Source organism: Pseudomonas sp. BIGb0278 (genome assembly GCF_024809895.1).
GTDB lineage: Bacteria > Pseudomonadota > Gammaproteobacteria > Pseudomonadales > Pseudomonadaceae > Aquipseudomonas > Aquipseudomonas shirazensis.
On sequence record NZ_JANUEL010000001.1, the window covers coordinates 597,189 to 609,734 of the forward strand.

Sequence of the window (12,546 nt, forward strand, 5' to 3'; positions counted from 1 at the left end):
GTGAGCATCAACCAATTACTGGCAACACTGACGGCCAAAAACGTGCAACTGGCGCTGAAGGACGGCCAATTGGCCGTCCAGGGCAACCGCCAGGCCCTGAGCGACCCCGCGTTGGTGGCGCAACTGCGTGAACACAAGCCGACGCTGGTGGCTATGATCGAGCGCGGCGAGTACGTGGCCGTGAAACAGGGCGCGGTACAAGTGCCGCCCAACCTCATCGAGCCAGGCTGCACCCGCATTACGCCGCAGCACCTCAACCTGATCGACCTCGACCAGAGCACCCTTGACCGCATCGTCGCCTGCATCCCTGGCGGTGCGGCAAACGTGCAAGACATCTACCCCCTGGCGCCGCTGCAGCAGGGCATGCTGTTCCACCATGCCAGTGCCACCGACAGCGACCCCTACGTAATGCAGGCGCGTTTCGTGTTTGCCAGCGAGGCCCGCTTGCAGGCGTTTGCCGATGCACTGCGCGGCGTGATTGCACGCCATGACATCCTGCGCACCTCGGTGCACTGGGAAGGGCTGGAAACGCCGGTGCAGGTGGTCTGGCGCCGCGCCGAACTGCAGGTGGCGACGCTACCCGACAACGACCCCACGCGCGGCAGGCTCGACCTGACCCAGGCACCGCTGATCCGCCTGCTGCGTGAGGCCGAGCAGGCCGATGGCGCACTGACCGCCACCCTGCAGTTCCACCATATCGCCATGGACCACAGTGCCCTGGAGGTGGTGCGTCACGAGCTGATCGCGTTTCTGGCCGGTGAGGGTGATCGGCTGGGCACCCCGGTGCCGTTTCGCAATTATGTGGCACAAGCCGTGCTGGGTATCAGCGAGGCCGAACACGAGGCGTTTTTCCGCGACATGCTGGAGGGTATCGACGCGTCGACCCTGGCCTACGGCATCCAGGATGTGCAAGGCGTGGGCGAGGTGCACAACGAGCACGCGCTCGACCTGCCACTAGCGCTGTGCCAGCAGCTACGCAGCCAGGCGCGTAGCCTGGGGGTGAGTGTCGCCAGCCTGTTCCACCTGGCCTGGGGGCGCGTGCTGGGCGGGCTGACGGGGCGCGAGCAGGTGGTGTTCGGCACAGTGCTGATGGGGCGCTTGCAGGGCGCCGAAGCCACCGACCGGGCGCTGGGAATTTTCATCAACACCCTGCCGGTCCGCGTGGACTTGAGCAGCGTTGACTTGCCGACGGCGATCCGCGCCACCCACCAACGGCTGAGCGCATTGATGCGCCATGAACACGCGCCACTGGCCCTGGCCCAGCGTTGCAGCGGTGTGTCGGCGCCGGCGCCGCTGTTCAATGCCTTGCTCAATTACCGCCACAGCGCAGTGGACAGCACCCAGCCACGCCGCGCAGCCCTGGCCGGCATTGACATCGTCGAGTCTGCCGAGGCTACCAACTATCCCTTGACGCTCAGCGTCGACGACTTGGGCGAAGCGTTTCGCCTGACCCTGCTGGCCAGCGCTGAAGTGCCGGCGCAGCGCGTTTGCGCCTACCTGCAACAGACTCTCGAAAGCCTGCTGCAGGCGCCGCAGTCATCGGTCATGGCGCTGGCCATGCTCCCCGACAGCGAGCGCGACGAACTGCTGCAAGTGTTCAACGATTATCCGGCCCCCTATGAGCGGCAACTGACCCTGCACCAGCGCATTGCCCAACGCGCCGAACTGCACCCTGACACTATCGCCGCCACCAGTGACGGCGCGAGCTTGAGCTACGCCGAGCTCAACCGCCAGGCCAATGCCCTGGCCCAGCACCTGATCAACCTGGGGGTGCGGCCTGACGACCGCGTGGCGGTGGTGGCGCGGCGTAGCCTGCAAACGCTGGTTGGCTTGTTGGCGGTGCTCAAGGCCGGCGCCGGTTACGTACCGGTGGACCCCGCCCACCCGGATGAGCGCGTGCAGTACCTGTTGAACGACAGCCGCCCGGTAGTGGTGCTGACGCAACAGGCCCTGCGTGAGCGCATGGGGCCTGTCGCGGTGCCGGTGGTGCTGCTCGACCAGCCGGACTGGCCTGTGTGCGATAGCGACCCGTTCGTGCCGGGGCTGAGTGCGAACCACCTGGCCTATGTGATCTACACCTCCGGTTCCACCGGCGAGCCCAAGGGCGTGATGGTCGAGCACCAGACCGTCAACAACCTGGTCGATTGGCACTGCCGCACGTTCGACCTGTGCCATGGCCGGCACACTTCGAGCCTGGCCGGTTTTGGTTTCGACGCCATGGCCTGGGAAGTCTGGCCGGCGTTGTGCGCCGGGGCCACGTTGCACCTGGCGCCAGCGTCGGAGGGCAACGATGACCTGAATGCCATGCTTGCCTGGTGGCAGGCACAGCCCCTGGACGTGAGCTTCTTGCCGACGCCGGTGGCCGAGTACGCCTTCAACCATCAACTCGAACACCCGACCCTGCGCACCCTGTTGATCGGCGGTGACCGCCTGCGCCAGTTCAACCGGACCCAGCGCTTTGCCGTGGTCAACAACTACGGCCCGACCGAAACCACGGTGGTAGCGAGTTCCGGCGTGCTGGAAGCGGGTGCGGCGCTGCACATCGGTCGGCCGGTCGATAACGCCCGCCTGTACGTACTCGACCCACACCTGCAGCCTGTCGCGCTGGGTGTACCAGGCGAGTTGTACATTGGTGGCGCCGGGGTTGCCCGAGGCTACCTGAACCGTCCGGCGCTCACCGCCGAACGCTTTCTTGACGACCCCTTCGTCGCCCGTGGGCGGATGTACCGCACCGGTGACCTGGTGCGCTGGCTGGCAGATGGCACTCTGGACTTTCTGGGGCGCAACGACGACCAGGTCAAGATCCGCGGCGTGCGCATCGAACTGGGCGAGATCGAAAGCCGGCTGAACGCACTGGTCGGCATCGATGAAGCTGTTGTCCTGGCCCGCGAGGACCAGCCCGGCCAGCCGCGTCTGGTGGCTTACTTCACCGCCCTGGCAGGCGTCGAGCCGCTCCCCCCAGAAGGCCTGCGCAGCCAATTACAGGCGCACCTGCCGGAATACATGGTGCCGGTAGCGTATGTGCAGCTGCCGGCGTTGCCGCTGACCGCAAACGGCAAACTCGACCGCCGCGCATTACCACGGCCAGAACGCTCTGCGCAGTTCGAGCTGGGCTACGAGGCTCCCGAAGGCGCGTTGGAGCATGCGCTGGCAACGCTATGGGCCGAGCTGCTGCAGGTTGAGCGGGTCGGCCGGCGCGACCATTTCTTCAGCCTGGGTGGGCATTCCCTGCTGGCGATGCGCATGGTCTCCCAGGTGCGCCTGCGCCTGGGTGTCGAACTGAGCCTGGGCGACCTGTTCGCCAACCCCGAGCTCGCCGCCGTGGCCGAGGTATTGGCCCATGCCGGGCGCAGTGAGTTGCCAGCGATACGCCCGGTGCCGCGCGATGCGCCGCTGCCGATGTCGTTCGCCCAACAACGGCTGTGGTTCCTGGCGCAGATGGAAGGCGGTAACCAGGCCTATAATGTGCCGCTGGCCCTGGGCCTGCGCGGGGCACTGGATGCCGATGCGCTGGAAGCAGCCTTGCTCGCCATCATCGAGCGCCATGAGACCTTGCGCAGCCGCTTCGTACCCCGCGATGACGGTGCCGAGGTGGTGCTGGCCGCCACGGCGGGTGCCGATTGGTTCCAGCGTGAAGAGCTGAGCGTCGACGCGCTGCCCGCCCGTTTGGATGAAGCGGCCCGTGCGCCTTTCGATCTGGCCCACGGACCGCTGTTGCGAGCGCGTTTGCTGCGTCTAGGCGCAGAACATCATGTGCTGGCCCTGATCGTGCACCACATCGTTGCCGACGGCTGGTCACTGGGCGTGCTGACCCGTGAACTGAGCGCGCTGTATACGGCCTGCTGCCAGGGCCAGGACGATCCGCTGCCGGCCTTGGACATCCAGTACGGTGACTATGCCGTATGGCAGCGCCGCTGGTTGGCCGGCGCCCAGTTGCAGCGCCAGGCCGATTACTGGCGCCAGGTCCTGGACGGCGCGCCCAGCCTGCTCAAGCTGCCCAGTGATCGCCCACGCCCCGAACGCCAGGACTTTGCCGGTGCAAGCCTGCCCCTGCAGTTGCAGCCACGCCTGGCGGCTGGCCTGCGCAGCCTGGCCCAGCGCCACGGGGTAACCCTGTACATGGCCGTGCTCAGCGCCTGGGCCGCTGTGTTGACGCGGCTGTCCGGCCAGGGCGAAATCGTCATCGGGTGCCCTGTGGCGGGCCGCGGCCGTGCCGAGCTGGAGCCGCTGCTGGGCTTGTTCGTCAATACCCTGGCGGTGCGCATCGACACGGCTGCCGCACCGACGGCGCAAGCGCTGCTGGAGCAGGTGCGTACGCGCGTGCTGGAGGCACAGGCGCACCAGGACCTGCCGTTCGAACAGGTGGTGGAAATCGTCCGCCCAGTGCGCAGCCTCGGCCATACGCCTTTGTTCCAGGCGACGCTCAATTGGCAGGCGATCGAAGGTGGCGCGTTGCAACTGCCGGGCCTGCAGTTGGAGGCCGTGGTTCAGGCCGGCCAGGTCGCCAAGTTCGACCTGACGCTGAACCTCGGCGAATTTGGCGACACGCTGGCCGGCAGCCTGGACTACGCCACCTCGCTGTTCGACGAGGCGACTGTGCGGCGCTATGTGGGCTACTTCGAGACCCTGCTCTGGGCCATGGTCGGCGATGATCAACAGCCGTTGGCACAAGTGCCGTTGCTGGGCGACAGCGAGCGCCAGACCCTGCTGCACCGTTTCAATGCCACGCAGCGCGATTACCCCCGTGACTCGACGGTGGAGCAGTTGTTCGAGCAGCGCGTGGCGCGCCATCCCTTGGCGGTAGCTGCAGTGCAGGGCGACCAGGCACTGTGCTATGGCGAACTGAACCACCGCGCCAACCGTCTGGCCCATTACCTGATGGGCGCAGGCGTGGCACCGGGTGCCTATGTGGCCATGCTGCTGCCGCGCACCCTGCACCTGCTGGTGGCGCAACTGGCCGTGCTCAAGTGTGGCGCGGTCTGTGTGCCGCTCGACATTCATGCCCCGACCGAGCGCCAGGCCTTCATGGTCGAGGATTGCCAGGCCGCCGCGCTGCTGACGCTTGCTGGCACAGCGGTTGAGTATGCAGTGCGGCGGGTCGACCTCGATCAACTGGTCCTCGATGACCAGCCTGGCCACAACCCTGGGTTGGCCCAGGACGCTGGCCGCGCGGCCTATGTGATGTACACCTCTGGCACCACAGGCAAACCCAAGGGCGTGTGCGTGGCGCACCGGGGTGTTGCGAGTCTGGTGCTGAACGAGCGGTATGCCGGGTTGCTGGCCAGCGACCGCATCGCTTTCGCCTCCAACCCGGCGTTCGATGCCAGCACCCTGGAGGTGTGGGGTGCGTTGCTCAATGGCGGGCAGTTGCGGCTGATCGACCACCGCACGCTGGTCGACCCGGCGCTTTTCGCGAAGGCGCTGGCGGAGCAGGGCATTACCGTTCTGTTCCTGACCACGGCGTTGTTCAACCAGTACGTGCAGTTGATCCCCGAGGCCCTGGCGGCGCTTCGCGTGCTGATCAGCGGCGGTGAGCGTGCCGAACCCGCAGCCTTCCGCACGCTGCTGCACAAGGCACCTGCGCTGCGCCTGATCAATGCCTACGGGCCTACTGAAACCACCACGCTCGCGGCCACCTGCCACGTGCGTGAGCTGGCGCCCGATGCAGCCCAAGTGCCGATTGGCCGGCCTATCGGCAATACCCAGCTGTATGTGCTGGACGCCTGGCAACAGCCCGTGCCGCAAGGCGTGGTCGGTGAACTGTACATCGGCGGCGACGGCGTGGCCCTCGGTTACCTGAACCACCCAGAACTGACGGCGCAGCGGTTTATCGATGACCCGTTCAGCCCGCAGCCGGGCGCCCGGCTGTACCGCAGCGGCGACCTGGTGCGCTGGCAGGCCGACGGCCAGCTAGAGTGCCTGGGGCGCAATGACGACCAGGTCAAGATTCGCGGTTATCGGATCGAACTGGGCGAGATCGAGCAGCAGTTGGCACTGGCACCGGGTGTCGGTGAAGTTGTGGTGATGGCTGTGCCGAACGAGCAGGGGCCACTGCGGCTGGTGGCCTGGTTTACCCGGCTCGAGGCCTCATTGCAGGCCGCTGACCTGCGTGCCTTCCTGCGTGGGCGCTTGCCGGATTACATGGTGCCTACCGCGTTTGTCGCATTGGTGCGAATGCCGCTGAACAACAATGGCAAGGTTGATCGCCAAGCCTTGCCGGCGCCGGCGCCCCAGGACCTGGCGATGACAGCGTACGAAGCACCGGAAGGCGAACGTGAGCAGGCGCTGGCCACGTTGTGGAGCGAACTGCTGGAGCTGGAACGCGTCGGGCGTCACGACCGCTTCTTCGAATTGGGCGGCCATTCACTGCTGGCAATGCGCATGCTGGCCCAGGTTCGCCAACGCCTGGGGCTGGAGCTGGGCTTGAACGACCTGTTTGCCGATGACAGCCTGGCAGCGGTGGCCGCATGCCTTACGCGTGACGGCGATACCTTGCCGGCCATCCAGCCGGGCCCGCGAGACGGTACTTTGCCGCTTTCCTTCGCCCAGCAGCGACTGTGGTTTCTGGCGCAGATGGAGGAAGCCAGCGCGGCCTACCACATTCCCCTGGCCCTGCGCCTGGAGGGCCGTTTGGACAGTGCGGCACTGGAGCGTGCTTTAAGACGCCTGGTCGAGCGCCATGAAAGCTTGCGCAGCCATTTTGTCGAACAGGAAGGTGAGCCGCAGGTGGTGCTGGCAACCGGCAGCGAAGCCTTCCAGTTTGGCCGGGACCTTTGCCAGGGCCTGGATGAAGCCGCTATTGCGGCGTTGATCCGCCAGGAGGCGAGCCAACCCTTCGCGCTTGGCCGCGAGCTGCCGGTGCGTGGGCGTCTGCTGCAACTGGCCGATGACCACCACCTGCTACTGCTGACCTTGCATCACCTGGTGGCTGACGGTTGGTCGCTGGGCGTCTTGGTACGCGAGCTAGGCGAGTTGTACCAAGCCTTCAGCTGCGGTGGCGACGACCCCTTGCCGGCCTTGCCCGTGCAGTACATTGACTATGCCCTGTGGCAGCGGCGCTGGCTCAGCGGCGATGCGCTGCGCCAGCAGGCCGATTACTGGCTTGGCCAGTTGGACGGGGCACCGGCGCTGCTCAGCTTGCCGTGGGATTACCCACGGCCGGAGCGTCAGCAGTATGCCGGTGATAGCGTGGCGCTGAGCCTGGCCCCGCGCCTGAGTGCCGAGCTCAAAGCCGTGTGCCGGCGCCATGGCGTCACCCCGTACATGCTGTTCATGGCTGCCTGGTCGGTGTTGTTGAGCCGACTTGCCGGCCAGGATGAAGTGGTGATCGGCTCGCCCGTAGCCAACCGCAGACAGGCCGAAGTGGATGGCCTGGTTGGCATGTTCGTCAATGCCATGGCGTTGCGCGTGGACACCTCGGGGGCGCCGGATGTGGCCACGCTGCTGGCCCGGGTAAAAGCCGTGGTGCTGGGCGGGCAGGCGCATCAGGACTTGCCGTTCGAACAGGTGGTCGAGTTGCTGCGTCCGCGCCGTAGCCTTGCGCATACGCCGCTGTACCAGGCCACTCTGGACTGGGACGCCAGCCCGGAGCGGCAGGCGTTGCAATTGGCCGACCTGTCGCTGAGCGCAGTGAGTGGGGCCGCGTGCATTGCCAAGTTCGACCTGAGCCTGAGCATGGGTGAGCGCGCCGAAGGTTTTGCCGGCGGTATCGTGTTTGCCACCGCCCTTTTCGAGCGGGCGACCATCGCGCGTTATGCGGGGTATTTCGAACAACTGCTGTGGGCCTTCGTGGAGAGCGATCAGGCTATTCCGGGCCATGTCGGGTTGCCGGATGCCGATGAGCGCAAGCGATTGCTGCAGGGCTTCAACGATACGGCGGTGGATTATGACCTCGAGCAGACCCTGCACGGGATGATCGAGGCGCAGGTGCTGCGTACGCCGGATGCGGTCGCGGTCAAGGCCGAAGAAGGCGAGTTGAGCTATCGCGCGCTGAATGAGCAGGCCAACCGGCTGGCGCATCACCTGATCGATCTGGGGGTCAAACCTGACGATCGGGTGGCGATCTGCGTTGAGCGTGGGCTGTCGATGGTGGTTGGCCTGCTGGCCATCCTCAAGGCTGGCGGCGCGTATGTGCCGGTTGACCCGGATTACCCAGCTGAGCGCGTGCGGCATATGCTCAGCGACAGCGCGCCTGTTGCGGTGTTGGTGCATAGCGCTACGCGGCACGTACCGGATTCGGCCCAGGTTATCGACCTGGATCAGCCGACCTGGAACGCCCAGCCGTCCAGCAACCCGGTTGTCTCCGGCTTGACCCCGCGTCACCTGGCCTACGTGATCTACACCTCAGGTTCCACCGGTTTGCCGAAGGGCGTGATGAACGAGCACGCCGGCGTGGTCAACCGCCTGCTGTGGATGCAGGAGGCCTACAACCTCGGCGCAGACGACGTGGTCTTGCAGAAGACCCCGTTCAGCTTCGACGTGTCGGTATGGGAGTTCCTGTGGCCGCTGCAAACCGGCGCTCGCCTGGTCATGGCGCGCCCCGGCGGCCACCGCGATCCGGAGTACTTGCGTCAGGTGATCCGCAGCGAAAATGTCACGACCTTGCACTTCGTGCCCTCAATGCTGGATGTGTTCCTGGCGCACGGCCAATTATCGGCTGATGGTCTCAAGCGTGTTCTGTGCAGTGGCGAAGCCTTGCCGGGCAGCCTGGTGCGACGCTTCCACACGCAACTGCCGACGGTCGAGTTGCACAACCTGTACGGCCCGACCGAAGCGGCGGTAGACGTCAGTGCCTGGCACTGCGTGACGGCACCGGACAACACCCCCATCGGCAAACCCATCGCCAACACCACGCTGTATGTACTCGATCCGCTGGGCCAGCCGGTCCCGCAAGGCGTGACCGGCGAGCTGTTCATCGGCGGCGTGCAAGTCGCCCGTGGCTACCTGAACCGCGCCGAACTGACCGCTGAACGCTTCCTCGACGACCCGTTCAGCAGCCGCCCAGGTGCACGCCTGTACCGTACCGGCGACCTGGCGCGGCACCTGGCCGATGGCAACATCGAGTACCTGGGCCGCAACGACGACCAGGTCAAAATCCACGGCTTGCGTATCGAACTGGGCGAAATCCAGGCCTGCCTGACGCGGATAGAGGGCGTCAAGGAGGCGGTGGTTATCGCTCACGAACAGCAGTTGCTCGCTTACTACACGGGCGAGTCGTTCCCGCTGGAGGCGCTGCGCTCGGCATTGCTCGGGCGCCTGCCGACCTTCATGGTGCCGGCGTTGTTCGTCCACCTGCAGGCACTGCCGCTGAGCCCCAACGGCAAGCTCGACCGCAAGGCTTTGCCATTACCGGACACCGAGGCCCTGCACAACCGCGTGTACCAAGCCCCACAAGGCGAAACCGAAACCCTGTTGGCAACGATCTGGGCCGAGCTGCTGGGCGTGGAGCGGGTAGGGCGGCACGATAACTTCTTCGAGCTCGGCGGCCATTCTCTGGCGGCAATACGGCTGGTCGACAAGATGACCAAGGCGGGCCTGCAGGTGGCCATCAACGATGTGTTCCAGCACCCCAGCGTGGCGTTGCTGGCGGCCACACTCGGCGACCCTGACGCCGCGCACCGCGGGGTGATCCGGGTGCGTGCAGGGGGCAGCCAGACGCCGCTGTTCCTGGTTCACGAATTCACCGGGCTGGATTTCTACTTCCCGGTGCTGGGCCAGCACCTGCCCGGTGATTTCGCCCTCTATGGGCTGCCAGGCATCCCGGCCGATCAACCGCAGCCACAGACCCTCGAGTGCCTGGCCCGCTATCAGATCGAGCAGATGCGCAAGGTACAGCCGCAGGGGCCTTATCGCCTTGCAGGCTGGTCGTTCGGTGGCGTATTGGCCTTCGAGATGGCTAACCAATTGCTGGGTGTGGACGAGGAGGTCGAATTCCTCGGCTTGATCGACACCTATGTGCCGCGCCTGGCCGATCAGGGCAAGGCGCGCTGGCAGGGGCCACGTGCACTTGAGCGCCAGTTGCTGTTGAACTGCAGCACGTTCTGGCGCACGCAAGGCCCGGCAGGCGCCGACAAGCTGGCACGCTTGCAGCAACTGGAGGCCGCTCAGGCCGATTTTGCCACGCTGCTCGCCAGCTGCCGCGAGTACCAGTTGCTCTATGGGCTGTGGGCGAGCATGAGCGACGCGCAACTGCTGCACTACTTCAGCCGTGAACTGGCGCACGGCCATGCGCTGGCGCATTACCGCCCTTCACCGTTGAGCGTGCCGGTGCACCTGCTGCGCGCCGATCAGGGCAGTGACAGCAAGTCGACCCTGGGCTGGGGCGAGACGCTGCCGTCCCAGGCCCTGGTCATCCAGAGCGTGCCGGGGGACCACCGCAGCATGATGCAGGCGCCCCACGTGGCCACGCTCGGTCAGGCGCTTGGCCAGCTACTGGGTGCCGTGGCTGGCACGAACAGCACCAAGGCAGCGGCTTATCAGCCATTGGTGGCGATCCAGACCGGTCAGCATGGCCATGCACCGTTGTTCTGCGTGCCGGGGGCTGGCGACAGCGTCACCAGCTTCATTGGCCTGGCCGAGGCCCTGGGCCCGGACTGGCCGCTGTATGGCCTGCAGGCACGGGGGCTGGACGGCTGTTCGGTGCCGCACACCTCGGTAGAGGCCGCTGCCGATTGCCATGTGCAGGCCATCGAGGCGCTTTATCCGCAAGGGCCGCTGAACCTGGTCGGCCATTCGTTTGGCGGCTGGGTGGCGCATGCCATGGCTGCCAGGTTCGAGGCCAAGGGCCGGCAGGTGCGTTCATTGACACTGATCGACAGCGAAGCGCCGGGTGAGGGCGGCACCTGTGGTCGGCCCTACACCCTGGGCGAAGCGTTGCAGCGGCTGATCGAGGCGTTGCAGCTGTCCACTGGCAAAGCCCTGGGTATTGACCCAGGCGCCTTTGCCGCGGCCAGCGATGACCAGCAGTTGAGCCAGCTGCACGCGGCCATGGTGCGGGTCGGACTGCTGCCGGCACGGTCGCAGCCAGGTGCACTGGACGGCACCGTCCGCACTTTTGCTACGGCGTTGCGCACGGCCTACCGGCCAACGTTGACCTACCACGGGCCGGCCGGCCTGGTTCTGGTCGATGACCCGGGCCTGGATGCCTTGGGCAACGCCCGCGAGCATGCCGCCATGCAGGCCGGTTGGCAGCGGCTGATGCCCAGACTTGCGCTGTGGCAGGGGCCTGGCGACCACTTCAGCATCCTCAAGGTGCCGGATGTGTTCAGCCTGGCGGCTTGGTGGCACGACGGGCAGGCGCTGCACCACGGCAAGGTTACCCCTTAAAGATGGGCCTCCCGGCCCCGCGGGGGCCGGGTGAAGCGAAACCCGAGAAATAGTGAGTGTTCATGGAAAAGTCCAGATTGCGCAAATTCAGCCTCGGCATCGCCGCGGCCCTGGTCGCCGGCATCACCTTGTATGCCGTCCAGGCCCCGGCCAAGCCGCCGCAGTACATTACCGCCACGGTCGAACGTGGCGACATCGAGAACGCCGTGTTGGCCACTGGCACGTTGCAGGGCGTCAAGCAGGTGGATGTCGGTGCCCAGGTGTCGGGCCAGTTGCGCTCGTTGAAGGTCAAGCTGGGTGACAAGGTCAGCGAGGGCCAGTGGCTGGCCGAAATCGACCCGCTGGTGCTGCGCAATACCTTGCGCCAGGCTGAGGTCGACGAGGATAAGTTGCAGGCCGAGCGCCGCTCGAGCCTGGCCCAGCTGAAGCAGGCCAAGCGGGTCTATGAGCGCTATCGTGAACTGCAGGTCGACGAGTCGGTGTCGCGGCAGGACTTCGAGAACGCCGAGTCGGAGTACGAAGTGCAGCAGGCCGCCGTGCGTTCTCTGGATGCGCAGATCCAGAGTGCCCGGGTCGAAATCGACACGGCCAAGGTCAACCTGGGCTACACCCGTATCAATGCACCGATCAACGGCCATGTGGTGGGCATCGTCACGCAAGAAGGGCAGACCGTGATCGCCAACCAGTTGGCGCCGGTGCTGCTCAAGCTGGCCGACCTCGACACCATGACTGTGAAGGCCCAGGTGTCAGAGGCCGATGTGATCCACATCAGCCCAGGCCAACCGGTGTATTTCACCATCCTCGGTGAGGACAAGCGTTACTACGCCAAGCTGCGCGGCACCGAACCTGCCCCGCAGAACTATGCGCAAAGCACCGACAACAGCGATGGCAGTGCCTCCAAGCCCAATGGCGCGGTGTTCTACAACGCGCTGTTCGAGGTAGCGAACCCCGAGCACCGCCTGCGCATTTCGATGACCGCCCAAGTGCACATTGTGCTCGACACGGCCGAAGGCGTACTCACTGTGCCAGTGGCAGCCTTGGGCGCGCGCAATGGCGACGGCAGCTTCCCGGTGCGAGTGCTCGATGCCACGGGCTTCGCCCACGTGCGCAACGTGCAGGCAGGGATCAACAACAACGTCAAAGTGCAGATCAAGGATGGCCTGGCCGAAGGTGACCGTGTGGTGATCGGCGAACCGGTGTCTGGCGAAGCAGGGGCGTGAG

At 65.9% G+C, this 12,546-nt stretch carries 3 protein-coding genes (1 of these 3 cut by a window edge); all 3 read left to right on the forward strand.

Annotation, left to right across the window (positions count from 1 at the left end):
• On the forward strand, positions 1-4 hold the 3' end of the coding sequence (locus tag M2396_RS02570; RefSeq protein ID WP_259072883.1) for a non-ribosomal peptide synthase/polyketide synthase. 22,328 nt of this gene lie to the left of the window's left edge; the window shows 4 of its 22,332 coding nt (coding positions 22,329-22,332); its start codon lies off the left edge, out of view; its stop codon occupies positions 2-4.
• Positions 1-11,325 carry a non-ribosomal peptide synthetase gene (locus M2396_RS02575; protein WP_259072884.1) on the forward strand — a complete coding sequence of 3,775 codons (11,325 nt, stop codon included), beginning with the start codon at positions 1-3 and terminating at the stop codon, positions 11,323-11,325. The genes M2396_RS02570 and M2396_RS02575 overlap by 4 nt, the downstream gene beginning before the upstream one ends.
• 62 nt (positions 11,326-11,387) lie before the next feature.
• Positions 11,388-12,545 (forward strand): macrolide transporter subunit MacA, encoded by a 1,158-nt coding sequence (gene macA, locus M2396_RS02580; RefSeq protein WP_150569944.1) that lies wholly within the window; start codon positions 11,388-11,390, stop codon positions 12,543-12,545.
• Position 12,546 lies beyond the last annotated feature (1 nt).